The organism is Prevotella sp. AGR2160, from assembly GCF_000424185.1.
Lineage (GTDB): Bacteria > Bacteroidota > Bacteroidia > Bacteroidales > Bacteroidaceae > Prevotella.
On record NZ_AUJK01000004.1, the window covers coordinates 61368 to 86400 of the forward strand.

Genomic DNA, 25033 nt, shown 5'->3' on the forward strand with positions numbered 1-25033 from the left:
TTCATTTTTTATCCATATTTAACGGAATATGATGAATCATATCCCTGTTCTAAAAATTGTTCATTTCGTAAGCCCTCCCTTTTGGGGAGGGTTGGGAGAGGCCTTCCTTATTTAAATATCCTTACCACGAAGTCCATGAGATATTTCCGCCAGTTCTCCCAACTGTGGCCACCGTCAGTCTCGTGATAGGTATAGGGAAGGGAGAGGGTGTCGAGGCGCTGACGGAAGTCGTCATTGAGTTTCTTCACGAAGTCATCACGGCCCACGGCGATATAGTAGAGATCGACCCCGGCGGCAAACTGCCGACGGAGCTTCGTGCCGATACTGTCGTAGATGGTGATGTCACCATTATGAAGGTCATCGGCGAGGCCCATCATCTTCTTCCCCAGGCCGCCCTTCGTGAGGAACGGCATATTCTTGTGCAGATTCATCATCCGCTTCGTGAAGCGCTTTACCTTTTTAAAATCCTTATCCTTCAACCCGTTCGTCGTCTGCGCCGAGAAGAGACCGACATACCCGAAGACGCCGGGATTGTTCGCTGCCGTGGCGAGCGTCTGCAGGCCACCGAGGGAGAGCCCGGCGATGGCCCTGTGGTCCTTGTCGGCAAGGGTACGGTAATGGCTGTCGATATAGTTGACGATATCGGGAACGAAGGAGCGTTCCACGGCACCCATCATCGACTCCACGTTCTTACTCGTCACGGGGCGCTTGTCCTGCGGGTCATAACCCGGTGCGGCAGCCCGGTCGGCGATACCATTGGGCATGACGACAATCATCGGCACACAGCGTTTCTGCGCGATGAGATGGTCGAGGATCTGACAGGCCCGGCCATACTGTGACCAACTCGTCTCATCGCCTCCCGAACCATGGAGGAGATAGAGTACGGGATAGCGGCCACCATGCTCATAGCCCGACGGTGTATAGACGAGCAGACGACGGCGCTGCGTCTCGGGGACCGTGCTGTCATACCAGTGGGCCGTGAGGGTGCCATGGGGGATTCGTTCGTCGAGATAGTTGCTGCCGGGATTACCGGGGATGATGAAGAAGTTGAAGAAGTCGGCGACATCACGGACGGTATCTGGATTCAGTGGGTCGAGGGCCGGCCGGTCGTCATCACCATCGATGAAGAACCGATAAGTATACATCTCCGAGGGCAGTGAGGCTGACGTATAGGTCCACACCCCGTTCTTCTTCGTCATCTCCGCCTCTCCGTCATGTCCGAAGATGCCAGCGGGAGTCCAGAACGTCTTCCGCGGCAGAAACGAGCCCGTGATCACCACCTCCTTCGCCGTGTCGTTACGGTAAGTAAACGTCACAGTATGCGTCGTCGGCATGATCTTCGGTTGTGCAGATGCCACCAGCGGGAGCATCAGCAGTCCAAGGAAAAGATATTTTATTTTTATCATTGCAAATATGTCAGGTTATAAATTCCCCATTTTCCTTGCGTGGCCGCAATAGGACGGCCACCTACTCCGCCGTTCCGACGGCGGGCCGCCACAAGGGACGGCCCCTGCATTAATTTTCCAACATGTATTTCCGCCGGTCTCTCTCCGCCTGCGCCTTCTCCTCGGGCGTCTGCGGATCACGCCGCCAGGCACCGGTGAAGAGGTTACGGAGGGTGATGGGCTGCGGACGCTTCGTGCCGTCGGGACGGTATACGAGCCAGCGGAAGATCAGCGGCGGGAAGAGATAGGCCATCATGATCACGGAGAACATGCCGACGATCGTCACCGTCGCCAGGGAGCGCAGTGCCGGATGACGGGCGAGGATAAGGGTGCCGATGCCGATGAACATGATCAATGCCGAGAGCATGATACTGTTCTTGTACGATCCGAGCATCTTCTTCCCATAGGTATACTCATACTGGCAGCCTTCCGTCATGAAGATCGTATAGTCATCACCCTGGCCGAAGATAAACGTGGCAAGGATGACATTGACGATATTGAAGTCGATGCCGAAGAGGCCCATGAGTCCGAGGATCCATATCCAGCTCACGGCCATCGGAAGGAACGACAGCGCCGCCAGTTCTATACTCCCCATGGAGAACCAGAGGAAGAAGAATACGATGGCCGAACAGGCATAACCGATATAGTTGAAGTCGTTGCTGAGGTTGTTGGCCACGGCACTGTTCAGATCCTGGATGTCGAAGGCGTAGACCGACGGATCCGCCTTGCTGACGGCGGCGATGGTCCGCGCCACGTCATGTTCTCTGACCGTCATTCTGCTGACAATGCTCTTCGTACCCTCCTTCTCATTATCGGAGAGGAAGGACGAGAGGGCTGACGATGTCAGAGGACGGAAGGCGGAGAAGGCCACCGGCGCATAACGCCCTTTAAGAATTTGCTGATAGTCGCTGAAGGCATCGGGCGTGAACCCGGCGGCGGCAAGGGGTGCCGTGTCTGTCAGCAAGGCCTGATGGTCGCGGACAAACTGCCGCCAGCGCCCGAGGCGGCGCCGCTGCTCCTGCTGTGATACGAGGAACGGCGCCCCCGACGACAGCGGCTGTTGCCCCTGGCGGAGGGACTGTTCCTGCTGCCAACGGCTGAGGAACCGCTCATTCTTCTGCAGCGCCTTCTCCCAGTTCTTTCCCGAGGCGACGACATAGACCTCCTGTGTGCCTTTCTGTTCGGAGAACAGACGAGCGAAATAGGCCATGTCGGTGCGTTGCTCCTTCGTCATATAGTTGATATGCGTCAAATTCGTGTCAAAGCCAGTGCGGAAAGCGAAAAAGGAGAAGAACACCGTGAGGACAACGACGGAGACAACCACCCACCGCTTGTTGTCGATGGAGAAATTACCCATGCGATGGAAGAATCCCTCCACAGGGTGCGGCCCTTGTGGCCGTGCTATTGGGGTGCCCCCGTGCTGTGGAACCACTGCCACCTGCGGCAGGAAGACAAGGACGAAGGCGATGGTGCCGATGAGGAGGAAGGAGGCGAAGAGGCCGAGGTCGCGCATGGCCGTGCTCTGCAGGGGCACGAGGGCCAGAAAGGCACCCACCGTCGTGATATTCCCCACGAGAAGGGGCGCGACGATCTCCCGCAGCGCCTCCCGCATGTTCGGCGTATGCCCGAGATGAGCGATGACATGAAGGGGATAGTTGACGGCGATGCCGACGATGACCGACGAGATGCCGATGACGATCACCGACACCTGCGTATGGACGAGGGACAGACAGCCCATGGCGAAGAGCCAGCCCCAGGCGATGGAAATGGCGATGAGCAACAAGTTCTTCCACGACCGGAACGTGAGTGTCAGCAGGGCCAGGATGAGGACGACGGCGATGGAGAGGGCGAGGATACTGTCCTGCTTAATCTGCCGCGCATTGCCCACGGCGATGACGGGACCGCCCGTGAGATGTACCTCGATACCGCTATGATGACTCTCCGCCGTATGGCCGCAGCGCTGCAGCAGGTCGACGAGGCGTCCGTTGTTCTCCGTCTCACTGTTGCCGAAGGGTGACGTAATCATCACGATAGCCCGTGTCATGTCGGGCGAGAAGATATAACCATCATAGAGCTCATAGCGCATCGCCCTACTCTGCCGCTGCAGCCGTGCCACGACAGGCGTGAAGAGGTTGTAGGGATCCCGGGAGAGATTTCCCTCAAGCATACCGCCCGACGGAAAGAGAAGCATCTGCTTGTCACGTCCCAGCTGTGCCTCCCGGTAGCCGGGAACGGCGAGCACGGAGTCCATGCGGTGATAGTCCTGATCGGTGAGGAAATACGGAATATGGCTATAGACAAACCCTGTCACGCCCGCCACCTCGTTGAGGTCCACCTGTGTCGTCAGCTGTCGGGCAATATGTCCCGTGTCCGCCTTCTCCACAGCGGCACGGAAATCCTCAATCGCCGCTACGAGACTGTCGGGATCATCCTTACGGCCACCGGGATACTGGAAGATGGCGAAGACGCGGTTACCGCCGGAGATATTCTGATACACCTCCATAGCTTCCTGATGATGACTGTCGAGGGGCAGGAAGGCCGTGATATCCTCCTGGAACCGCATGCGCGAGACGAGGACCACGAGCAGCGCCGTGACGACGCAGAAGATGCCCAGGGCCATACGGCGGTGGGCACACAGATAGTCGTAGATATGAATAATGAACTTAGTCATTCACTGAATACATTTTCGTTATTACCGATCAGTCGTTCACTTTCGACTTGTTGACAATCGGATTACTGTAGATGCCGAGGAAGATATCCTTGAGCTGGTCGACATCACAGGTGTCATACTGGTCGAGAGAACAGAGCTGCCGTTCAAAGGCCGCCTTTTCCTCCGCCGTATACTGGTCGGCGAAGCGCGGCGTGCCATAGCGCAGGTCGTAGGCGATATAGTTGTTCGGGAACAGACGATAGGCGGTGACGATACGGCGGTCGATCAAGCGGGCAACGGCACGGTGGTAGTCATTGTTCGTCATCCCGTCGAAGGCATGGAGCTCCACCTCCGTCAGCGGCTCACAGACCTCGAAATGGACACGGCCCTTCGGCTGGGTGATTCCCGTGATGATACTGTTCAGGTCCTCTCCGGGCTTCTTCGTATATTGGGCAAACTGGCTCTCATAGAGCTCGAGGGTCTTCAGCACGTCACACGGCTCCCACTCATAGCTCACGGAGACAGGGACGATATGCAGATCGCTGATGGCGCGGATCTTGTCCATCGGCTCACTCATACAGAACATCTTGATGATGCCCTGGTCCGTGAGGTCCATGCCGTTCTTCGTACGGCCGTTGCGCTGGGCGATCCACACGCTGTGGTGCTTGTCGGTGATGGCATAACGGATATACCGAGACAGATGACCGGACTTACGGTAGAAGTCACGGATACTGCCACCGGGGCGCTCGACCTTGAACATCTTGTTGCTCTTACCAATATCAATGACGAGCTGGCTGACCATCAGGTTGGCACCAAACGTGATCTCCGTGGTCTCGAAACCGGCATCGATGAGGGCGTTCTGCAACAGACTGGCGTCGAGCATGATATCACGGTGATTGGAGACATAGAGATAGGATCCTTGGGACGACAGACGGTCGATGCCCGTACAGGTGAAACGGTCTATGCTCCGCTCGATGATGCGCTTGTTGACGAGATACATCGTCTGATGCTGGAACGTATGGGCATCGGGATAGGAAGCGACACGCTGCCGCACCGTCTCCAGGTCTTCACCGGGATAGACATAACTGGCCAGGAACGGGAAGGATCCGCTCCGGGCGATACGCTGCATGGCGGCGGGGATCTCCTCGTCGTAGTAAGGACGGATATCGTCGAAATTCTCTTGTTCGGTTGTTTGCATAGAATTTATTGTTTTTTTAGCCATTCCAAAAACTTCGTGCGCCACACACGGCACTCCGCGGTCCCTTTCAGGCTGTTGGCGCCGAAACCATGACCGCCCGTATGGAAACGGAGATAGACATGGGGGACGTGGCGGGCCGTGAGGGCGGAGTCGAGGAGGATGGAGTTATGATAGTCTACGATGGGATCATCCTCACAGTTCACGAGGAAGACAGGCGGACAGCCCTCGGGGACATGGCGCTCCAGCGACAGACTGTCGCGGAGGACCTTGTTGCGTGTACGGCTGTCACCGAGGAGGCCCCGCCGTGACCGTTTATGCACCCATGGCTCCTCCATGGTGACGACGGGATAGACGGGTACGATGAACGCCGGCCACTCCGCGCGCGGGAACAGTTCCGCCGCTGACATCACGAGATGTCCGCCGGCGGAGAAACCCATGACCCCGATCTGTGTGGTATCCACGCCATACTCAGCGGCATGATGACGGACATAACGGAGGGCATCCCGCAGATCGTCCTGCGCGTCGGGATAACGGTTACCCCGGAAGACGAGACGGTAATGGGACACGAAGGCGGGGACATAGGCCGTACGGTAACGGAGGACGAAGGCCACGATGCCGTTACGCTGCAGCCAACGGCCCACACTGTCGCCTTCCGACACCATATCATGCCAGAAATAGCTGCCGCCGGGACAGACGATGACGGCCTTATGACCTTTTCCGGCAACGGGATAGGCCGTGAAGCGCACCCGCTGACTACCGAGGAGCATCGGCTTCGAGGGCAGCAAGCCCGGGGGACAGGGCTCTCCTACTTTCGTCCAGGCGTTCTGTCGCCCGACATGCATCTCATGCGCCTGTAAAGGCAACCAAGAGACGAGCAGAAATAGTAATATCGTCAGACTTTTGTACATTCGTTAATATGATTGATCACCGTATTTCTTCCGAGAATTGCCTCCGCAGTGTTGATGGCCGTCAAGGGCACGCCGCAGAAGCCATGGAGGTTGATATTCTGTCCCGTGAGCAGGAGGTTACGGACCTTTGTCACCACGGGGATATTCGTCAGGGCGGGGTTATGGCAGTCTTTCAAGAAGCCACAGAGGGTGCCTCCCTTACTGCCGTAATAATCACGAATCGTCAACGGAGAGGCGGTATTGACGGCCTCGATACCGTCGCGGATATGCGGATAGACCTGTTCGACGAGACGGAGGATACGCTCTGCGCAATCGTCTTTCCACGCCAGATAATCGGCGCCACGATGGCCCGTCACCGTTTCCTCCCAGGGCTTCACGGCATCGAAGGTCATCGGGACAGTGAGGAGGATGGTACGGGCCCACGGGCCCTGGTCGTCGACGGGCGGCGTCATCATGAGGAGTCCCATCGGCCACGGCTTGCTGCTGTCGCCAAAATGCCATACATCGTCATAACGCGTCATGAGATAGACAGAGTGATTGATATACGGGAATGTCTCCGGCTTCATCTTCAGATAGACAGAGAAGGCGGAATAGGTATTCGGGATCTCCTCCAGACGGGTACGGAAGGCCTTCGTGAAGCCTTTGCCACGCATCATCGGCAGCAGGGTACAGGGATGGATATCGGAGACGACATAGTCGGCCGTGAACGTATGGCCTTTCGCCGTTGTCACCGTTTTGACTACTCGGTCTTCGATATCAAGCGTCTCCACAGCCTCTCCCATGAGCACGCTGCCGCCATGGGCGCGGATATAGTCGGCCAGCGTATCGGCGAAACGACCCGTGCCTCCGATGAAACGACTGGCACCATGGATATACAACGCACTGATAATGGCATGGATATAAGCCGGCGTGATCCCCTCCATACCGCCGTAGAGCGGGTTCATATAGGCCAGGATACTCCGCAGCCGCGGGTCCCGGATGCGTGTGGCGATGAAGTCACTCGCTGCCTCGAGGGCATGGGCGGGAAGTCCCGTCATATAGTCTTCCGATGGCCGGAGATTGAAGAGGTCGATGCTGTCGGCGATAGCAAAGATATCCCGCACATAGGCCCGCAACTCGTCCTCCTCGTCAGGGAAATAGCTGACGAGGGAGTGGATGAAATTCTCCTTGCCTTTAGCGAGACGGTAACACTGATGATCCTCCAGGAAGTGGAGCTCATCGGTGCAGTCGGCATCGACGGGCCGCAGACGGGCCTTGTCGGCAATACCGAGATATTCACAGATGCGCCGGATATTTCCGCCGGGCTCCATCCCGCCGACGACATGCATGCCCGTGTCGAACGTTTCGCCGAAACGGCGGAAGCTCTGCAGGCCGCCACCGACGGTAGCGTTCTTCTCAAGCACAGTCACCAACAGTCCTTCTTTCGCGAGGATAGCCCCCGTGAAAAGTCCGCCGAGCCCGCCCCCGATGATCACCACCGATTGTTTATTTTCAGTATCCATTATCTCTACTTTAATATCTTCCAATAGCCTCCAAAATCAGGACCTTCTCTTTTAATGACACCTTTTTTCTGGAGTCTAGCCAGATGGTATTTGACACCATTTTCTGTGATATCTCCAATATGATCGGCAATTTCCTTTCTACCAGCTTCCGGATGCTCAGCCATATACCTCAAAATAGCCATTCGCTTATCTGTCTGGGTAGTGGTTTGGGTAGTGGTCTGGGTAGTGGTCTGGGTAGTACCATCATCACTATAGATAAATGAAAATTCAAACTGCCTGTTATTCTTGATATCAATTTGATAATCCTTGTAGTATACACGCCTCCGCTGTGTTCCAAAAAGGAGCATACCGTCTCATACACAGAATGACTGACCTCATTCTTGCATTGTTTGAACTCGATATTATAGTCTTCTCCATGGGAGAGGATTTTTCTGACCTTGTCTATATTCATAAATTATCTTTCAGAGAAGTTCCATTTGCAAAGATACTCAATTTTTTTAGAACAATCACTAGTTTTTACTTCAAATAATCATTGATATTGAAAAACTTTCATTATATTTGCAACGAAAAAGCGATAGTTATGGACTAGAGCACTATAGTTACAAGCAAAAACCCGGGGTCATCACCAGCATAAATATCTGGGAGAGGGCCTTACCGGGACAGCACTGCAAAGATAAGAATAAAATGGCATACGACAAAATATTTTTCGAGAAAGACTTGAATAAGCCTATATCACAGGCTCAGAAAATGATTTCGGGTCGTGGTGAAACCATAACGCCTTCAAAGGTTACTGCTGAATTAACTCTCGGATTTTGGACAACATTGCTTAATCGCAACTATGAGTTGATCCTTTGGAAAGACTTGCGTAAAGCTTTCCCCTATATGCCAAAGGAACAACGTCAACGCAAGAAGATTGCAGCTTATCTTAACAGATTCCGTCATTTGAGGAACCGTGTAGACCACAATGAAGCTATCTGTTGGAATCTACAGAAAGTAACCGACATTCACTCTGACTTACTGAAAGTCATGGGATGGATTGATAAAGATATTCCTTCATGGGTGAACCATTTGGACAGATTTAATATTGTCGTTAATGAAATCAAGATTCGATTGAATATTCAGTAGCCTAATTCTGTCATAACTAAAAACAGATTATAGCGACCGTAAATGTCAGCGCTAAGCTCCTACAGACTCTGCCGGATCTGCGTGTAGATCTCTTTTGCCGTCAACAACTCACTGCAGGTGACGATGGTGCCGACGAGGACACCGAGCATGCCATGAGAATTAATATTCTGTCCCGTGAGCAGGAGGTTCGGGATCTTCGTCTTATGGGACACGCGGCAACCGGCGCCGAGGTTGACATCCTTCGCGATACCATACATTGACCCGTCGGCAGTACCCGTATAGTCGAGATAGGTCAGGGGCGTCGATGAGTCATAACCAGCGATATTCCCACGCAGTTCCGGGAAATGGCACTCGAGGGCAGCAATCAGTTTCTCCGCCTTGCGGGCCTTGAAGTCGAGATAGTCCTGTCCACGATGTCCAATGGTCGTATCCCGCCACCGGCTCACTTCCTCGATGTGCATATAGGAGAGGAGGACGCCACTCTCCGCATACTGTGGATGTGCCGACGGCGCAAGGTGCATATAGAGGAAGCCTTTCGGCCATGTCTCTTCCGTATAGTCCTCGCAGCCCCAGGGCGTTGGCGTGTCATAGCCATAGTAGTTATAGTTCATATAGGGGACACTATCGGGTTTGAAACGGAGATAGACGGAGAAGCTGCCGACCGTCTGTGGCATGGCGTTGACACGACGACGGTAGGCAGGGCGCAGGAGATGACTATCTACGAGTTCGAGGGTACGGATAGGATGGGCATCGGAGATGATGATATCTGCCGGAACGAATTTCTCACCATTCACCTCAACGCCTGTAGCCTTAGCCTCATCACAGAAAATATGCGTCACCTTCGCCCTCGTCCGAACCTTTCCGCCATATTTCTCCAACGTATGGATCAAAGCCGTGGCCACCTGGTCACTGCCGCCGACAAAACGGAAAGCGCTGTCATTATAGAAGTCACGGATGAAGGCATGAGTGGCGAAGGGCGTCTTCCCTTTCACGGCAGCATAGAGGGGGAGGTCCCCGGCGAGGACATCCCGCAGACGGGGATTGGCAATCAGCCTGTTGAGGACCCCATCCATCGACTGCAGCATATACTCCTGACTGAACGGATCATCCTTCTCGGCATAACGGAGGGTATGGAGGGATGACGCGTTGGCGATACGGGCAACGAGATCACAATAGGCCTCGAGGTCCTTCCGCTCCTCGGGGAAGAAACGCAGCAGCGTGTCGATGAACGCCTCCCGTCCGTTGGCATAAGGATAACGCTCCCCACCGAGGCCGATGATGTTATAACCCATACGGTCCAGAGGAACGAGACGGATGTCGTCGGCAATCTCCAGATAACGGAACAGCTGACCGAGGGTCTCATGCTCCCGGGCGGCGCCGATGAAGTGCATGCCCGTCTCAAAACGGGCACCATGGCGCTCGAAACACTGGAGACAGCCACCGGGCTGCCGGTCCTGTTCGAGGATCGTCACGCGATAGCCGTTCTTCGCAAGGATCACCCCCGTGGTCAGTCCACCGAGGCCGCTGCCGATAATGAGTACGTTCTTCATATCTTGATTCCATGAACAGAACATAATAAATTATGTCCCTACGGACGTTTTACTCTTTTAATTTTTTACTTTTTTACTTTTAAATTATTTCTCCATCTGGTTATTGATTTCCTCGATATGCTTGATATACTGGTGATGGAAGAAATGCGACTGCTCCGTCACATTACCCAACTTCTTCAACTCTTCCTGCGTCCATGCCTTGCCGACCTCCAGATAGACCGGCGTGCGGTTGAGATGATACTCTTTCTTCCGCAGACAACGGCCCGTACCATAGAGGTAGACGGGGATGATGTCGAGACCCAACTGTTCGGCGACATAGAACGGTCCCTTATGAAAACGGCCGACACGCAGGGTCTGTGAGCGCGTCCCCTCGGGGAAGATGGCGATGCTGTAGCCCCGTGACACCAGGGATCGGAAATTCGGCAACAGACTGCCTATGCCGTCCATCACCGGATAGTATTCCGCCTCATGGATGAGGAAGCCATAGAGCGGATTATGCCATACCCATCCCTTTGTCAGGAAGATGATCCTTGGTGTCAGGGAGAGGAGGTAGACGAGATCGAGGTGACTCTGATGGTTGCAGATATAGACGGCCGGCTTGTCGAGGTCTACCGACGGGTCTACCTGATAGTGAAACTTCACGCCCGGGATCCCCATGTGGATCGTCACGAAACGGGCGGCATGATAGATGAGCAGATGGATCTTCCACCGCTTATGCTCCGTCATCTTCCCGATATGGACATAGAGCCATACCAACGGCGTGAAAATCACGGTGATTGTTGAGACAAAGAACAGGAAGGCCCATGCTGTCCTGAGGAAAGTCATCAGCTTACGAAAGAGGCAGAGGGGCAGTCCGTAGACCACGGAGAGGAAACAGAGGAATCCGTTGAGGATACTGATACGCGTGAAGTCGAGACCCGGCTGGAAATGACTCACGCGCTCTTCCCGTGGCGGATAATAGACATCCACGGGAATGGAATGAAGTTCCACGCCATGCCACGAGGCGAAGACGATAAGCTCCAACTCAGCCTCATAACGGGAGGTGAGCAGGCCGAAGCTATATAATTTCTTCAGGGGATAGAGCCGGTAGCCCGTCTGAGTGTCGGGGAGATAATGGAGTGTCTGGACGGCAAACCAGAAGTTAGAAAACTGATTGGCGAACTTGCTGCCCCCCGACCGTTCCTTTCCTTCGAGCCGGCGGCTGCCGATAATGACGGAGCCGGGGAAGTCCTGGTTGGCCCTGAGGAAGGCGGGGATATCCTTGGCGAAATGCTGGCCGTCACCATCCATCGTGATAGCATAGCTGAAGCCCGCCTTAAGGGCGGCGCGGAAGCCCGTCTTCAAGGCATAGCCCTTGCCGCGGTTCCGGCGGTAGCTGATGAGGGTAATTGTCTCCAGCGTTTCCAGTTCTTCCGTCGTGCCGTCATCGCTGCCATCGTCGACGACGAAGACATCGGCGCAATAGAGCAGGGCATCCTCCACGACACGCCGGATGGTCCCTACATTATTATACGTAGGGATGAGCACGCAGATGCCCCGTTCACGGAGCGTCCGCCGTACATAGGAGATATCGGCTGTTGGCTGCATGAAACGCTTATTGTGCCTGACAGGTGAAAGAGATACTGGCGAAATGATGGGCGGCATTGGTGATCTCCACCTTCGCGCTCACCGTCTTATGGTCTTCGGAAGGCTCCACCTTCGTCAGCGTGAAGACGACATCGGGGTCGTCCTTCGGAGAGAGAATATAGAGAAACTTAACATTCTTGATATCGCTGATCTCATAGCTCATGCCATTTTCCTCCTCCAGCAGTTCCTTGGCAATCTGCAGGATACAGACACCGGGCGTGACGGGCTGGCCGGGAAAATGGGCCTGGTAAATCTTACAATCGGCCAAGAGGGTGATGTCGTAAGCACGTCCCTGGTCCGTGTCGTCGATCTTGTTGATCTTAAAAAGGTTGTTCTTCAGTTTCATCTTCTGTTTCGTTATCTATTAAAGGTAAAAATGTAAATTTGATGCCATACTTGTCATCCGCATAGGTCGTCTTCCCATCACGGAGGGCATGGAGGACTTCCAGCAGGTCCTTACGGAGGACGGGCCGGACATACCACTTGTCGAGCATCGCCATGACGGAGGTCAGCGTGACCTCATCCTTACGGAGGTCATAACAGAAATCCATCGCCGTGATGCCAAACTCATTGAAGAGGGCGCCACGGATGCTGTCGCCCTGATGGGAGAGGATACAGATACCGCTGAGATAGCCCTTCTTCATCTCTATCGTCGCCTGCAGCTTCACCTCACTGCTGTCCTTCACGGGAAAGAGAGAGTCGGCGGGAATGTCGGCCGTGCTGTCGCACACCAGCATCATGTCGGCACTGTCGCACATCGACAACGAGACTGCACTGTCGCACACCGACACCGCGTTGGCCGTGCTGCCCCCCATCGGTTGGGCGGCCAGCGGCAGAACTCCGAAGAGGAGGCTAACGGATACTAAAAATGTTCGCATGGAGAGGCGTGTTGGTTCTGACATTCTTCAGCACGATGACCGTGCGGTCACCGTTCTTCTCGATGAGCTCGACGGCGGAGACCATACCCTTCTGGAGGTTGAAATGGACAATGATATTCCGGAACATCTGTCGCATCGTCTTGCTCTGCGGCGTCATCACGGCCTTCCAACTGTTGCCGGCTCCCGAGAGGGCGACCTTGAAGTCACGGGAGTTGGAGACGGTACGTCCGACGACGGTATTCATCATGATGCGCGTGATCTCCTGGAACATCTTGTTCTGTTGGATATTGATAACATCATTGCGGCCACGGTTCTTCAGATACACCTGACTGCCATTGAGGATGAAGGTATACTGATAAGGAGAGGTGTACTGCCAGCGGAGCTTACCGGGCTGCGCGTAATACATCTTTCCGCGACTGACGAGTTTGCTGTTGAGCATCCTCACCGTCTTCGTCTGTACGAAGTCGCACGTCATCGTTCTCATCTTGGCGGCAACGGCATTGATGCGCTGTCGCACCTGCGCCGCATTCTGAGCCTGCACCCCGAGAGCGGTGAAGGCCAGGAAGAGGCAGAAAAGAAATTTCTTCATATTTTATTTCGCTATTAATATACAACCTATCATGATACAGGCCACGCCGACCCATTTCGTCAGGCTCACCTCCTCATGGAAGAAGACGATGGCGGCAATCATGCCGAAGACATAGCTCAGACTCACCATCGGGTAAGCCTGTGAGAAGGGGAATACCTTCACGATATACATCCACAGCAGGGAGGCAGCGCCGAAGCAGAGGCCACAGGCGGCGAAGGGCCAGTTGACGAGCAGTGCCCGCCACCATGCCCATGTCCAGGCGAACGGTGTCATCCGCATCATCGCGAACTTCAGAAACACCTGACCGCCACAGAGGAGCATGCTCTGCACGACGGCTAACGGGAGAATCTTCCACATAGGCTACGCGTTACTAAGGACCATGGCGACGGAGTGGACCTCATGATCGTCAGAGGCCATCCCCGCCTGCCGCCGCAGGGCCGTGAACAACGGTGTCGTCTCGTCATGACAGCCTACGAGGACGGTATGAACGCACCCACTGTCGAGGAGCAGCCGGGCTTGTTTCAGCGCCCAGCGCATACTATCCTCCTTTTGGCATATCGTGACGTTATAGCCATGATCCTTCAGGCGGATGGCCATGGCACTGCTGATGGTGTTATGGGTGCTCTGCATGAAGAGGGTCGGCTTGAGGGCCTCCTCACCATTATCTTCCAACTCATCGAGGAGCTTCTCACTATTCTCCATACAGCCCCATGCCGTAGCCGTGATGATGGCATTTGGACAGTCTACCTCCGCCGCTTTCAGCGCGTCGAGGGAGGAGAGGAGGGCACTCTTGATGATCTTACTCATACGTCGCATCTCCATGGGTTTCACATACTCCTTCAGCCGGGAGAGCTCAGCCTTCTCCGTGATTTCCACGCGTGACAGGACCTTCGGCGCTGCGCCTTGCTGTATTTGAGCATGGTCTACGGGCTCACTGCCGAACACCAAAGCGGAGTCATTGCCTCCGAAGGCGAAGGCATTGCTGAGGATATGGCGCAACGTGACATCGTCGGCGCCCGTCGTGGGCGTGATGAGATCCGCGGCGCCCGCCTTCCATCCGAGATTGGCGGGAAGGAAATGGTGCCGCAGCGCCAACAGGCAGATCACGGCCTCGATACTCCCCGAGGCACTCGTGGTATGTCCCGTGAACGACTTCGTGCTCGACACCGGCGGCAGCATGTCGCCGAAGACACGGCGGAGGGCAGCACTCTCACTGCGGTCATTATCGGGAGTCCCCGTACCATGGGCGTTGACATAGTCGATATCCGTCGGCTGCAGTTGCGCACGCTCCAGAGCCTGGTGCATGGCCCGTGTGGCTCCCTCGCCATCGGGCGACGAGGCAGTCTGATGATAGGCATCACAGGCATTGCCCCACCCTTGCAGATAGCCATAGACGGTCTGTCCGGCCGTGACCTCCTCGCCTCGTTCCAAGACGAGATAGGCGGCACCCTCGCCGAGGTTCAGCCCCGCCCGGTCCTTATCGAAGGGACGGCAGGGCTCATGGTCGAGGATCATCAGTGAGTTGAACCCGTTGAGATGGAACACCGACAAGGCCTCCGTGCCACCGACGACGACGCGGTCGGCCTCCCCGGCCTCCAGGAGTTGGGCGCCGAGGATGATGGCGTTGGCTGCCGACGAACAGGCTGTGGAGATCGTGGTACAATCCTCAAAACAGCCAAAATGCCGAGTGATATCCTCCGTACTGCTGCCACAGTCGTGGTGATGGAGACAATCGAGAGTATCTTCGGCCAGCGGCCCGTTGGGATGGGCACGGAGCTCCCCGAAATGCTGTTCGGTGATATCCATTCCGCCCACTGTCGTGCCATTGACGAAGATCGTACGAGGGCCGGCATGCTGTTCCGACGGCTTCTGTATCCCACCGGCTTCCGCAGCATAGGGAATACCGGCATCATCGAGGGCCTGCCGGGTGGCGGCCATTCCTAAGAGGGCCGTACGGCTGACCTCCTTGCGGGGATCGATGCCGAGGAGCGTTTTCAACTCCTCATTGGTACATTTCACCTCACCGACGGGGAGCTCATGATGGGTGGAACGGAGATAGCGCATCTCCCCGATCCCCGTCCGCTGCTGGCGGAGGGACTCGAGCACCTGCGCCTTGTCATTACCAATGGCACAGAGGATACCGAGACCGACAATGACAATACTCATTTCTTCCGATGCTTATTTCTTACGATGCTTACTGACATAGTCGGCCATCGTGGCCACACTCTTGAAGATATCTTTGCCCTCGGCGGCATTGGCGAGTTTGATACCGTACTTCTTCTCCATGAGGACGATGAGTTCCAGGGCGTCGATGGAGTCGAGGCCGAGACCGTCAACACCGAAGAGGGGCGCGTCGGCATCAATATCTTCCGGTGTCATCTCCTCGAGGTTGAGGACATCAATGATCTCTTTCTTCAGTTCTTCTATCAGTTCTTCCATATTATTTTTCGTTCTTTATAATTTTCAAATCCGCCTCATAATGCTGCTCATCCTCGGCGTCGAGCCATCCCGTGAGGATACTCGTTGTCTTACCGTCGAGGAAGGCTGCACGGAGAATCTGGTCCATGAGTGCCTCATCCTTCCCGGGAAGGATATAGAAGCTTGTCTCACCATGATAATGGTTGCGGATGGCAATCTCTCCCGTGACGATGTTCGGCAGTGTATAGACGAAGAGCGACGGACTCGGATAATAGTTGTCAGCGTCACTGATCGTCGCGACATACCGGCGGTCAGCATGGATGGAGCCGCTGCGGTTGAAGAGGATCACGGCACGGTCCTCACGCTCCTCCGCTGGCCGCTCCTCCCCGATTTGCTTCAGGAGGAGTTCCGAGGCGACGAACCCGAGCTTACTCAGCAAGTCCATCTTATAGTATTTCGGATAGTCTCCTATATTTTCTTTATACAACTCCGTCAACGGACCGTCGGCAGGCGTGAGATGAAGGGAAGCTACCGTCGCGAGTTCACACTTGTTGTTATCGTGAACTGTAAGACCTTCCGGGGCCTCAGCCTTTGCCGTAGCCGTTACCTTGTCAGCCAACAGTGCGGCATTGCAGCCCCCGAAGCCGGAGAGCATCTTCAGGAAAGCATGTCCGTGGGCCGCTTTTTCCTCACCGTTGACCCTGATCTTTCCCGAGACGCCACGCTCGGCGAAGCCTTTCGTAGCGGGGATCACGTCCTCATCGAGAGCTGCCATGGTTAGGATCGTCTCCAGTATTCCCGCGGCCCCCATGGTATGTCCGTAATAGCCTTTATAACCATTGACGGGGATGCGGCAGAAGCCTTTCTCATCGGTCCCGTCCAAGGCCGTCGCCGCCCGCTCGATGGCTTTCGACTCCATCTGGTCGTTGAACATCGTCGCCGTGCCATGGGCACTGATGACGGCAAGGTTCTGAAAGACGGTCTTGCCCTGATCCCCCATCACCCGCATGATCGCCCGATAGGCGCCCTCACCCTGACGGCTCGGTGCGCTGATATGATAGGCATCATTGCGCACGGCACCGTGCTCAAGGGTCCAGTGGGGCTGGCCGTCAGTGAGACAGGCCACGGAGAGGACCATCGTGGCCGCAGCCTCGCCGAGGTTCAGACCGAGGCGCTCGAGATCGAACGGGCGGCAGGGCTGTGGCGACAGGGCCTTGAAGGACTGGAAGCCGGAGACGATGAACCTGTTCTGCACGTCGGCGCCACAGACGATGGCATGACGGTAACTGCCTTGCTTCAACAACCGCTCTACGAGGATCAGTGCCGCGAGGCCAGAGATACAGGCATTGTCGACAACGATCGGGGTCGTCGTCACGCCGAGGGCCACGGCGACACGCCGTGCTGCCACACCGGGCATGAGCCGGTCGTCCACGGTCGTTGCCGTTCTCAACAGTCCGACATTGGCTTTCGTCGTACTGATGATGAGGACAACATCATTTCCACCCACGGCAAAGGAGCAACCCTTCAGGGCACGCCGTGCGGAGGCGACAACCACCTGTTCAAAGGGCGTAGCCTTCGCAGCAGTCGACGTATCCCCATTAGCCGCAGTCATCGCTGCCTCAGGAGCGTCACCGTCCTCGTCAATCGCCTTCCACTGCTCATCGGAGAACAGCGAGGCCGTGATATCCTCGGGGAGGCCCCAGTGATGCGGATAGGTCTGCAGCGACGACTGTCCGCGGCGTACGGCCGTGAGATTCTCACGCGTCGTCATGCCGAGAGGTGAGATGATGTTATGTCCTTCAACAACGATCATGGGTGCAGTAAATCTTGATTTTCTCCGTCGAAGACATGCCATTTCTCCTGCCATTCCTTATACCAGGCAGGACTATAGAGGATGAGCTGATAGTCCATATCCATAAATGCCTGGATAGAACGGCCGGTAGCGACGAGGCTGTCATCGGCGGTATCATGGATCTCATAGTCGAAGATCACCTTGGCGGAGATCGTCGGCCGGTAGATGATATCGATACGCGGCTTCATACCGTAGCGCAGTGGCTTCCGGTAGCGGATCGTCTCCTCGGCGATGGGGGCATAGCAGTGGTGGTTGAAATAGTTCATATAGTCGAGGCCATACTCCGCCCCGAAAGCCTCCCGTGCGTCCTCGAGATAGAGGGCATAGGAGCCATGCCATACCACATTCATCGAGTCGACCTCGCTGAAGCGGATATCAAATGTTTTCGATGTCTTCAGTTGCATATATTATTCTTCTTTCACCGCCAACTTGATCTGTGCCGTCACGAGGGTCTCATCCCCCCGGGTGATGACAGCGTTGGCGAGGGTCATGCCCAGGAGTTCCTGGACGACAGTGACGGTGGTGCGGATGGTATCGCCGGCTTTCGGATGCCCACTGACATGCAGCTTCCGCACGGCACCGATGACGCCGATCTGTACCCCTTTCTTCAGAATATACTTGTTGACATAGCCGATACGGGCGGCGCAGGTCTGCGCGATATTCTCCGTCATTCCTGCCGTCGCGAAACGGCCATTGTCGACAAAGAGGTTATCGGGACGGATCGTGGTCTCCGTAGCCGTCGTCGTCTCATCGAAGGCCACGAGGGAGCCGATCATCACAAACGGCTCCTGTTGCGGCAGCAGCGTATGGATGTCAATGGAACGGAGAAAGGAAGAGGAAGGTTTCCTGAAATCTATTTCTTCTTTCATGGGATTTATTGTTTCCAAAATTCATAATAGTTATACCACTGGTCGGGGAAGCGCTTCACCGTACGCTCGAGTTCCGCGACATAGTCCTCGGCGAGCTGGCACACCTGCTGCTTCCGCGGCGCCTCCTTGTCATAATGGAGTTCATGGACGAACGCCGTATAGCCCGTGCACGAGGTCTTCATGACATTGATGGTGATACAGTCGACCCCACGCATGGCGGCGACACTGAAAGGCCCAGCGGGGAAGTTGGCCGGGGCGCCGAGGAAGTCGAGGGTGACATGGCGCGGCGATCCGAAGAGACGGTCGGCGGGGAGGCTGACGATCTCACCGGCCGCGAGGGCTTCCTCGATGCGGAAGAGATGACTCATGTCCTTGCGCACGGGGATCATACGGATATGGTTTCCCGTGAACATGCGGTCACGGTTCTCCATCACCGTCGCCTTCTCACCGAGATAGACGAGGGCGTTGAAGGGTTTGTTACCGGAGTCGAAGGTATAGCCCGCAAGCTCATAACAGCCGATATGACTGCTGAAGATCACGAAGGGCTCCTTGCTGTCACGGTGGCGCTCGAAGATCTCCTGTCCGATGACTTTCACGTCGTAGTGGCGGCCGGCATACATGGCGAACTTATCCATGACGACCTGCGAGAAGAGGACATGGTCCTTGTAGGTCATCCACAGCGAGCGCAAGGGGCCGAAGCCCTGGCGCTGCCGGAAATAGTGGTAGATAATCCGGCCGCTGCGGGAGAAGTGGGCCACGAAGGGGATGATGAAGAGGGCTACGAAGACATACCAGAAGCGCACATCCGAATGGCGGAGCACACGGATGAGCCATCGGAGCATGAACGTGTTGCCGAACGTGTTGCCGGCCCACGCCTTCTGATTGCCTGTCTCGCGGTCTGTCGTCATCCTATCCTAACTTCTTCTCGATATAATCACAGAAGTCCTTCAGCGTGATGACATTCTGCATCTCCTCGGGCTTGATCTTAAATCCGAACTTCTTCTCTACGATGACAACGATATCTACGAAGTCAAGGCTGTCAATGCCCATATCGTCCTTCAACTTGGCATCATCCTTGATCTTGTCCTCGTCAATCTCGAGGTCCTCAATGAGAAACTCGCGTACTTTTTCTTCAATTTCTTGTCGTGACATATTTTCTTTTATTGCTTAATTCTACAAACTATGATCGAATGTCCCTGTCCCAGATGGTCATGAATGGTCTCGATCTCCAAGCCGGCAGCATGGATGCAATGCTCCATATCCTCCGTGTTGTACATTTTTGAGTTGCCATTGGCAAGGGCGGTGAAATAAAGACTCGTAAGGGTAAGACAGAGCGTTGCCGGCTCATATTTCTGACGGTCCCAGAGAGTCTCCATAATATAGATACGTGTATTCGCCGTCATCGCCGCACGGGCACGACGGAGGATACTGATGATCTGCGGCATACTGAAACAGTCGAGGAACTGGCTCATCCAGATAGCATCGGGACCCTCCGCCTGCTTCGGGAAGGCCTGCTGCTCGTCGAGGAGGTTGATGCCATAGCCGCTGATGCGGTCGGCACCCTTCTTCCCGCGGATATTCGCCTGCATCATCTCAATCTGCTGCGGCAGATCGAGGACGGTGACACGGGCCTCGGGACTATAGTCGACACAACGCAGTGCCCACTTACCCGTATTGCCGCCGACATCATAGAGCGTGCACACCTGATGCTCGTCGAAGACAATCTTCAGGGCCTCGGGGAATGACGAGTCACTATAGAAATGGTCGAATCCGAACCAGCTCTTCTGCACCTGCGGCGGCAGCGATGACAGTCCCTCATAGATCGTCGGCCACGGTCCGAAATGCTTCAGGCCCTCGGGCTTGCCATCCTTCAGCGCCTCCTCGAGATGGAACCAGCCCTCGTAGTTGACATCATGGTTGAAATCGATGTTCACACGGGTGGCGGGGTCGTTGAGGAGGAACCAGCCGGTCTTCGAGATCGTATACCGATCGGTGTCGGGATCAACGAGGACAGTGCCGATGCTCAGTGAGGCCTCAAACAGACATTTCACGGCATAGTCGGAGAGATGGGTCTTCTCCACGACCTCCTGGCGCGTCAGCCCGTTGTCGCTGTCACGGAGCAACTCGAGGATTCCCCATTTCACCATGAGGCGTGAGGCCTCGAAAATGACGGGTCCCCACGCGATATATTCCGCCAGGCGCTGGGCCTCCGGGGCTTTGAGGTGTTCCTCCGTATAGGTTTTCTTCAGACTTTCCGATAAATGCATAGCATTTCATTTTATTTTCTTAGAACCAATGCCGCATTCGTCCCGCCAAACCCAAAGGAGTTGCTCAGGACTGTATGGAGCGGTGTATGGACGGTGACGGGCGTGATATTCAACCCCTCGGAATCTTCGTCGGGATGCTCGAAATTGACATTCGGTGCCACAAAGCCATGCTGCATCATCAACGTACAGTAGACGGCCTCACTGGCACCGGCCATCCAGCACTCATGACCCGTCATCGACTTCGTACTGCTGATGAGGGCACGACGGCCGCGGAAGAGCTCACCGAGAGCACGAGCCTCATACATGTCGCCCTGCGGCGTAGAGGTGGCATGGGCATTGATATAGTCGATATCGTCTGCCGTGACTCCGGCATCTGCCATCGCACGCTCCATGGCGATACGACAGCCGCCGTCACTCGGCGTGGAGATTCCGCCGCCATTACTCGAGAAGCCATAGCCACAGACCTCCGCGAGGATCGTGGCGCCACGGGCCACGGCATGGTCGTAGTCCTCGAGAACGAGGGCGGCAGCGCCGCCACTGGGCACGAGGCCGTCACGGTCCTTGTCGAAGGGACGGCTGGCCTTCGTCGGCTCATCCATGCGGACGGAAAAGGCACCAAGGGCATCGAAGGACGCCATGGCGTAGATATTCGACTCCTGGGCACCACCCACGAGGACCATGTCCTGCAGACCCTGACGGATCATCATCATGCCCAGGCCGATGCTGTGACTGCCACTGGCACAGGCGGCACTGACGGTGAAGTTGATGCCACGGAGATGGAAGATCGTACAGAGGTTCATGTTCACCGTGGAGTTCATCGACTGGAACACATGGCCGTAGCCGAGCATCGCCGAGTCATGTTTCTCGTCCATGATCTTCGCCGACTCGATGACGGGCTCTGCCGACGAGTCATTACCGAAGATACAGCCGACCTCATGGTGCTGAAGATAATCGGCATCAACACCGGCCTGACGGAAAGCGTCCCTACTGGCCATAAAGGCATAGCGGGCTTCCTGCGACAGTCCGGCACGGGTATGACGGTCGAGGTCCTTCTTCGTGAGCTGAGGCTCGGGGACGATGCCACAGAGGCCGGAGCGATAACCGTATTTCAACCGATCCTGGTCGAGACCGATTCCCGACCGTCCCTGTTCCAGGGACTCCGTGACCTCGGACAGTGTCGTGCCGAGGCACGACCAGATCCCCATTCCCGTTATAACGACTCTTCTTCCCATTTTTGACAGATTATAGTTCTTAGACTGCAAAGTTAAACACTTTTTTCGGGATAAGCAAAAAAACAGAAAGAATTTTATGGATAATGCTGGTGCAAACGGAAAACGGTGAATGGAAAATGGTGAATCGTGGTGGTTTGTTTTTTACGAAGAAAAAAAACAACATAAAAACCGACTGCACATTCCAGTGGCATCGCACGGCGTTGTTTTTTTGCAACGGATGACACGGATTTACACGGGCGATGATCCGTGAAATTCCGTGTTTTCCGTTGCAAAAAAATATTGTCCGTGAAAATCCGTGTTTTCTGTTGCCAATATTCAGAACGAGAGATCCGTTGCCTGGAGGGTCGGACTGACGGCCTTGAGGGTGACGGAACGAGTGTTGTCATCGGGACGGATGACGACGAGGGCACGGCCCATGAAGGCCTTGCGGTGGTTGGCCCGGAAGCGCTCCATGGAGAACGGACAACCATTGTCGACACCGAGGATCGTGCCACCACTGACTTCAAACGTGATATCGTCATCGGCCCAGGGACAGAGGTTGCCGTCCTTGTCGACGACATCGGCCTCAACGAAGACGGTGTTCTTGCCACGGTAGTCCTCCGAGAGACGGACGGTATAGGGTGCTCCTGCCGTGCGGATCGTCTCCGTATTCACGACCCTACCCTTCTTGCGCGCCACGACCTTCACCTCTCCGGGCTCATACGTCACACGCCAGGCCACATGATAGTCTTCATGCAATCCTTTCACGGGCGATTGTGGTTCCCCGGTTTGCGGATCATGATGAATCATGTCCCTACGACGGATGCCCTGGCTCTTGCCGTTGACGTAGAGCTCCACCTCATCAGCATGATTGTAGTAGCACCAGAGGTCGACGGTCTGTCCGGGGATCCAGTTCCAGTGGGGGAAGAGGTGGAGCACGGGCTTGTCGGTCCACTCACTCTGATACATGTAATAGCTGTCTTTCGGAAAACCGGCGAGGTCGATGATGCCGAAATAACTGCTGCGGGCGGGGAAGCCAAAGGGTGTCGGCTCACCGATATAGTCGAATCCTGTCCAGATAAACTGTCCGCTGACATAAGGCGTATGCTTCACGAGATCCCACGTCTCCTCATGGGTGTTGCCCCAGGGCACGCAGCTGTTGTCGTAGGCCGAGCACATCATCGTAGGATCGGTGAAGGGCTTGTCCCAGCGGTCGGGCTGCACGAAGAGGGAGTCGGAGGGCTGGCGGTAGTAGCCGCGCGTCTGCAGGGCGGAGACGCTCTCGGTGATGATGAACGGCTTGCCGGGGAAGTTCTTCGGCACGTCTTTCACGTAACTGTTGTGGTAGTTGAAGCCGATGAGGTCGAGGGCACCGCTACGGAAGAGGTGGTTGTTCGGATCAGGCTCGTTGCAACCGGCGGTGATGGGGCGTGAGGTATCGTAACGGAGAATGACGGCGGTGAGCTGACGCGCCAGGGCCTCCTCCCAGCTCTGCCCCTTGAGCGCCTTCGCGTCAATCTTGTGACCGGCATTGAGGATGAGGTTGGCCTCCTCGAGGGAGAGGTTGTCGGCATTGGCAGAGGACCACTGTTCGAGGACCTCGTTGCCGATGGACCAGATCAGGATGCTCGGATGGTTACGGTCGCGGAGCACGAGGTCGGAGAGGTCGCGCTCATACCACCGGTCGAAATAGCGGGCATAGTCGTTTTCCGTCTTTTTCTTCCGCCACATGTCGAAGCTCTCATCCATGACGATGAAGCCCATCGTGTCACACATATTGAGAAGTTCGGGCGCGGGCGGGTTATGACTGCAACGGATGGCGTTGACACCCATCTCCTTCAGCTTCACGAGTTGCCGGTGAAGGGCATCCTCGTTGAGGGCGGCACCGAGGCATCCGAGGTCGTGGTGCATGCATACGCCGTTGATCTTCATGTTCTTCCCATTGAGCCAGAAGCCTGTCTTGGCGTCGAAGCGGTAGGAGCGGAAGCCCGTAGTCGTGGTGACGGCATCGACGGTCTTCCCGTCGACGATGAGTTCCGTCTTCACCGTGTAGACATTCGGCGTGGCGGGCGACCACAGCTGCGGATGGGGTACGGAGAAGGTCTGCTCGGGCGTCCCGCTCTCATGCTGCGCCACCTGCCGCCCCTGCGGATCGTAGACGGTATAGCGCACGGCGGGATGGGTGCCATGGGCACCGACATAAGAGACAGAGGCCGTTATAAAGCCCCTCCCTTTGGGAGGGGTTGAGGTAGGCCTTATGTCTACTCCCCAATGTTCTATATGCAGCGCATTGGTCGTCGTGAGCCACACATGGCGGTAGATGCCGCAGCCACTGTACCAGCGGCTGTTCGGCTGGTCACTGTCGTCGACCTTCACCGTGAGGATATTGTCGCCGTCGGCATGGAGCCACGGCGTGAGCTCATAGCGGAAGGGGCTGTAGCCATAGGGGCGTGTGCCGAGGCGGTGGCCGTTGATCCATACCGTAGCGTTCATATAGGCGCCGTCGAAATCGATGAACACCTTCTCGTCGCTCTTCGGGGAGAGGCGGAAATGCTTACGATACCAGCCGATACCACCGGGCAGCGCACCACCGCCGGCTCCCGACGGGTTGGAGGCGGCGAAGTCGCCCTCGATGGCCCAGTCATGCGGCAGCGAGAGGCGTCGCCAGGAGCCGTCGGCGGTATTGTCCTGCCACAGGGTCGTGTCCTTATCGTTGAGACAGAACAGCCACCCCCCGTCGAAGTTCTGACGTTCACGGGCAGTGGCAGGGAGCAGCGCAGTGGCTGCAAGGAGGAATATAAGGAGTTTCTTCATATTTTTATAGGATTATGCGCTTCCTTGCGCTTGCAAAGCGCAAGCACCCAACGGCAGGCCAACCGAGGCACCCAACGGCAGGCCTCTCGAGGCAACCTTGCCCCCGCCCTATTCGGGGCGGGGGCAGGGGG

The 25033-nt window shown here is 55.9% G+C and carries 23 protein-coding genes; 1 reads left to right on the top strand and 22 read right to left on the bottom strand.

Translation table 11 applies throughout. The features are described from left to right. Positions 1–107: 107 nt before the first annotated feature. The 6 genes from G604_RS0104125 to G604_RS0104150 form a co-directional block, all read right to left on the bottom strand. On the bottom strand, positions 108–1406 hold the full coding sequence (locus G604_RS0104125; protein ID WP_028909454.1) for an esterase: 1299 nt from the start codon (positions 1404–1406) through the stop codon (positions 108–110). A 109-nt stretch (positions 1407–1515) separates the two neighbouring features. Then, a complete protein-coding gene (locus G604_RS13465) occupies positions 1516–4116 on the bottom strand; it encodes an MMPL family transporter (protein WP_051220208.1) in 2601 nt (866 codons plus the stop codon). 28 nt (positions 4117–4144) lie between these two features. Then, complete coding sequence (locus G604_RS0104135; RefSeq protein ID WP_028909455.1) at positions 4145–5293, bottom strand: acyltransferase; 1149 nt, start codon at positions 5291–5293, stop codon at positions 4145–4147. Positions 5294–5298: 5 nt separating this feature from the next. Continuing rightward, the gene (locus tag G604_RS0104140; protein ID WP_231376044.1) at positions 5299–6060 is read right to left on the bottom strand and encodes an alpha/beta hydrolase; all 762 of its coding nucleotides are present in this window, start codon (positions 6058–6060) and stop codon (positions 5299–5301) included. Between the two features lie 125 nt (positions 6061–6185). Continuing rightward, positions 6186–7703 carry a phytoene desaturase family protein gene (locus G604_RS0104145; protein WP_036904573.1) on the bottom strand — a complete coding sequence of 506 codons (1518 nt, stop codon included), beginning with the start codon at positions 7701–7703 and terminating at the stop codon, positions 6186–6188. A gap of 5 nt (positions 7704–7708) precedes the next feature. After that, entirely contained in the window at positions 7709–8050 is a 342-nt protein-coding gene (locus tag G604_RS0104150) for a helix-turn-helix domain-containing protein (protein WP_028909458.1), read from the bottom strand. 337 nt (positions 8051–8387) lie between these two features. On the opposite strand from G604_RS0104150, the gene G604_RS13470 reads away from it, so the two are divergent. Next, the gene (locus G604_RS13470; RefSeq protein ID WP_155941851.1) at positions 8388–8828 is read left to right on the top strand and encodes a hypothetical protein; all 441 of its coding nucleotides are present in this window, start codon (positions 8388–8390) and stop codon (positions 8826–8828) included. A 59-nt stretch (positions 8829–8887) separates the two neighbouring features. Here the strand turns inward: G604_RS13470 and G604_RS0104165 are convergent, their stop codons facing one another. The 16 genes from G604_RS0104165 to G604_RS0104240 all read right to left on the bottom strand — a co-directional run bounded on the left by G604_RS0104165 (position 8888) and on the right by G604_RS0104240 (position 24902). After that, positions 8888–10378 carry a phytoene desaturase family protein gene (locus tag G604_RS0104165; RefSeq protein ID WP_028909459.1) on the bottom strand — a complete coding sequence of 497 codons (1491 nt, stop codon included), beginning with the start codon at positions 10376–10378 and terminating at the stop codon, positions 8888–8890. A gap of 84 nt (positions 10379–10462) precedes the next feature. Continuing rightward, complete coding sequence (locus G604_RS0104170) at positions 10463–11965, bottom strand: glycosyltransferase (RefSeq protein WP_036904575.1); 1503 nt, start codon at positions 11963–11965, stop codon at positions 10463–10465. Between the two features lie 7 nt (positions 11966–11972). Further along, on the bottom strand, positions 11973–12350 hold the full coding sequence (locus G604_RS15380) for a hypothetical protein (RefSeq protein ID WP_051220210.1): 378 nt from the start codon (positions 12348–12350) through the stop codon (positions 11973–11975). Next, positions 12325–12882 carry a hypothetical protein gene (locus tag G604_RS15480; protein ID WP_231376038.1) on the bottom strand — a complete coding sequence of 186 codons (558 nt, stop codon included), beginning with the start codon at positions 12880–12882 and terminating at the stop codon, positions 12325–12327. The genes G604_RS15380 and G604_RS15480 overlap by 26 nt, the downstream gene beginning before the upstream one ends. Next, complete coding sequence (locus G604_RS0104185; protein WP_028909461.1) at positions 12857–13471, bottom strand: LolA family protein; 615 nt, start codon at positions 13469–13471, stop codon at positions 12857–12859. Before G604_RS0104185 ends, G604_RS15480 begins: the two co-directional genes overlap by 26 nt. Before the next feature lie 3 nt (positions 13472–13474). Beyond that, positions 13475–13828, bottom strand: a complete 354-nt coding sequence (locus tag G604_RS0104190; RefSeq protein ID WP_028909462.1) for an EamA family transporter — start codon at positions 13826–13828, stop codon at positions 13475–13477. A gap of 3 nt (positions 13829–13831) precedes the next feature. Beyond that, positions 13832–15637: a beta-ketoacyl synthase N-terminal-like domain-containing protein gene (locus G604_RS0104195; RefSeq protein WP_028909463.1), complete on the bottom strand. Its 1806-nt coding sequence runs from the start codon at positions 15635–15637 to the stop codon at positions 13832–13834. Positions 15638–15649: 12 nt separating this feature from the next. Beyond that, on the bottom strand, positions 15650–15910 hold the full coding sequence (locus G604_RS0104200) for a phosphopantetheine-binding protein (RefSeq protein WP_028909464.1): 261 nt from the start codon (positions 15908–15910) through the stop codon (positions 15650–15652). A gap of 1 nt (position 15911) precedes the next feature. Continuing rightward, positions 15912–17702, bottom strand: coding sequence for a beta-ketoacyl synthase N-terminal-like domain-containing protein (locus G604_RS0104205; RefSeq protein WP_028909465.1), 1791 nt, complete (start codon positions 17700–17702; stop codon positions 15912–15914). Beyond that, positions 17699–18145, bottom strand: coding sequence for an acyl-CoA thioesterase (locus tag G604_RS0104210; RefSeq protein ID WP_028909466.1), 447 nt, complete (start codon positions 18143–18145; stop codon positions 17699–17701). The genes G604_RS0104205 and G604_RS0104210 overlap by 4 nt, the downstream gene beginning before the upstream one ends. Before the next feature lie 3 nt (positions 18146–18148). Continuing rightward, on the bottom strand, positions 18149–18610 hold the full coding sequence (locus tag G604_RS0104215) for a pseudouridylate synthase (protein ID WP_051220212.1): 462 nt from the start codon (positions 18608–18610) through the stop codon (positions 18149–18151). A 5-nt stretch (positions 18611–18615) separates the two neighbouring features. After that, positions 18616–19518 carry a lysophospholipid acyltransferase family protein gene (locus tag G604_RS0104220; RefSeq protein ID WP_316928662.1) on the bottom strand — a complete coding sequence of 301 codons (903 nt, stop codon included), beginning with the start codon at positions 19516–19518 and terminating at the stop codon, positions 18616–18618. Between the two features lies 1 nt (position 19519). After that, positions 19520–19762, bottom strand: coding sequence for an acyl carrier protein (locus tag G604_RS0104225; RefSeq protein WP_028909469.1), 243 nt, complete (start codon positions 19760–19762; stop codon positions 19520–19522). A gap of 8 nt (positions 19763–19770) precedes the next feature. Beyond that, positions 19771–20877 carry a methyltransferase gene (locus tag G604_RS0104230; RefSeq protein ID WP_028909470.1) on the bottom strand — a complete coding sequence of 369 codons (1107 nt, stop codon included), beginning with the start codon at positions 20875–20877 and terminating at the stop codon, positions 19771–19773. An 11-nt stretch (positions 20878–20888) separates the two neighbouring features. Then, a complete protein-coding gene (locus G604_RS0104235) occupies positions 20889–22109 on the bottom strand; it encodes a beta-ketoacyl-[acyl-carrier-protein] synthase family protein (protein ID WP_028909471.1) in 1221 nt (406 codons plus the stop codon). 315 nt (positions 22110–22424) lie between these two features. Further along, positions 22425–24902, bottom strand: coding sequence for a glycoside hydrolase family 2 TIM barrel-domain containing protein (locus G604_RS0104240; protein ID WP_028909472.1), 2478 nt, complete (start codon positions 24900–24902; stop codon positions 22425–22427). Between the last annotated feature and the right edge of the window lie 131 nt (positions 24903–25033).

Excerpts from the sequence above, each read along its gene's own strand:
- G604_RS0104230 (WP_028909470.1), bottom strand. The coding sequence starts at position 20,877 with ATGCATTTATCGGAAAGTCTGAAGAAAACCTATACGGAGGAACACCTC.
- G604_RS0104210 (WP_028909466.1), bottom strand. The coding sequence starts at position 18,145 with ATGCAACTGAAGACATCGAAAACATTTGATATCCGCTTCAGCGAGGTC.
- G604_RS0104190 (WP_028909462.1), bottom strand. The coding sequence starts at position 13,828 with ATGTGGAAGATTCTCCCGTTAGCCGTCGTGCAGAGCATGCTCCTCTGT.
- G604_RS0104145 (WP_036904573.1), bottom strand. The coding sequence starts at position 7,703 with ATGGATACTGAAAATAAACAATCGGTGGTGATCATCGGGGGCGGGCTC.
- G604_RS13465 (WP_051220208.1), bottom strand. The coding sequence starts at position 4,116 with ATGACTAAGTTCATTATTCATATCTACGACTATCTGTGTGCCCACCGC.
- G604_RS0104170 (WP_036904575.1), bottom strand. The coding sequence starts at position 11,965 with ATGCAGCCAACAGCCGATATCTCCTATGTACGGCGGACGCTCCGTGAA.
- G604_RS0104215 (WP_051220212.1), bottom strand. The coding sequence starts at position 18,610 with ATGAAAGAAGAAATAGATTTCAGGAAACCTTCCTCTTCCTTTCTCCGT.
- G604_RS0104195 (WP_028909463.1), bottom strand. The coding sequence starts at position 15,637 with ATGAGTATTGTCATTGTCGGTCTCGGTATCCTCTGTGCCATTGGTAAT.
- G604_RS0104200 (WP_028909464.1), bottom strand. The coding sequence starts at position 15,910 with ATGGAAGAACTGATAGAAGAACTGAAGAAAGAGATCATTGATGTCCTC.
- G604_RS0104205 (WP_028909465.1), bottom strand. The coding sequence starts at position 17,702 with ATGATCGTTGTTGAAGGACATAACATCATCTCACCTCTCGGCATGACG.
- G604_RS0104125 (WP_028909454.1), bottom strand. The coding sequence starts at position 1,406 with ATGATAAAAATAAAATATCTTTTCCTTGGACTGCTGATGCTCCCGCTG.
- G604_RS0104225 (WP_028909469.1), bottom strand. The coding sequence starts at position 19,762 with ATGTCACGACAAGAAATTGAAGAAAAAGTACGCGAGTTTCTCATTGAG.
- G604_RS0104185 (WP_028909461.1), bottom strand. The coding sequence starts at position 13,471 with ATGAAGAAATTTCTTTTCTGCCTCTTCCTGGCCTTCACCGCTCTCGGG.
- G604_RS13470 (WP_155941851.1), top strand. The coding sequence starts at position 8,388 with ATGGCATACGACAAAATATTTTTCGAGAAAGACTTGAATAAGCCTATA.
- G604_RS0104150 (WP_028909458.1), bottom strand. The coding sequence starts at position 8,050 with ATGCTCCTTTTTGGAACACAGCGGAGGCGTGTATACTACAAGGATTAT.
- G604_RS0104135 (WP_028909455.1), bottom strand. The coding sequence starts at position 5,293 with ATGCAAACAACCGAACAAGAGAATTTCGACGATATCCGTCCTTACTAC.
- G604_RS15480 (WP_231376038.1), bottom strand. The coding sequence starts at position 12,882 with ATGCGAACATTTTTAGTATCCGTTAGCCTCCTCTTCGGAGTTCTGCCG.
- G604_RS0104220 (WP_316928662.1), bottom strand. The coding sequence starts at position 19,518 with ATGACGACAGACCGCGAGACAGGCAATCAGAAGGCGTGGGCCGGCAAC.
- G604_RS0104140 (WP_231376044.1), bottom strand. The coding sequence starts at position 6,060 with ATGCTCCTCGGTAGTCAGCGGGTGCGCTTCACGGCCTATCCCGTTGCC.
- G604_RS0104240 (WP_028909472.1), bottom strand. The coding sequence starts at position 24,902 with ATGAAGAAACTCCTTATATTCCTCCTTGCAGCCACTGCGCTGCTCCCT.
- G604_RS0104235 (WP_028909471.1), bottom strand. The coding sequence starts at position 22,109 with ATGGGAAGAAGAGTCGTTATAACGGGAATGGGGATCTGGTCGTGCCTC.
- G604_RS15380 (WP_051220210.1), bottom strand. The coding sequence starts at position 12,350 with ATGAAACTGAAGAACAACCTTTTTAAGATCAACAAGATCGACGACACG.
- G604_RS0104165 (WP_028909459.1), bottom strand. The coding sequence starts at position 10,378 with ATGAAGAACGTACTCATTATCGGCAGCGGCCTCGGTGGACTGACCACG.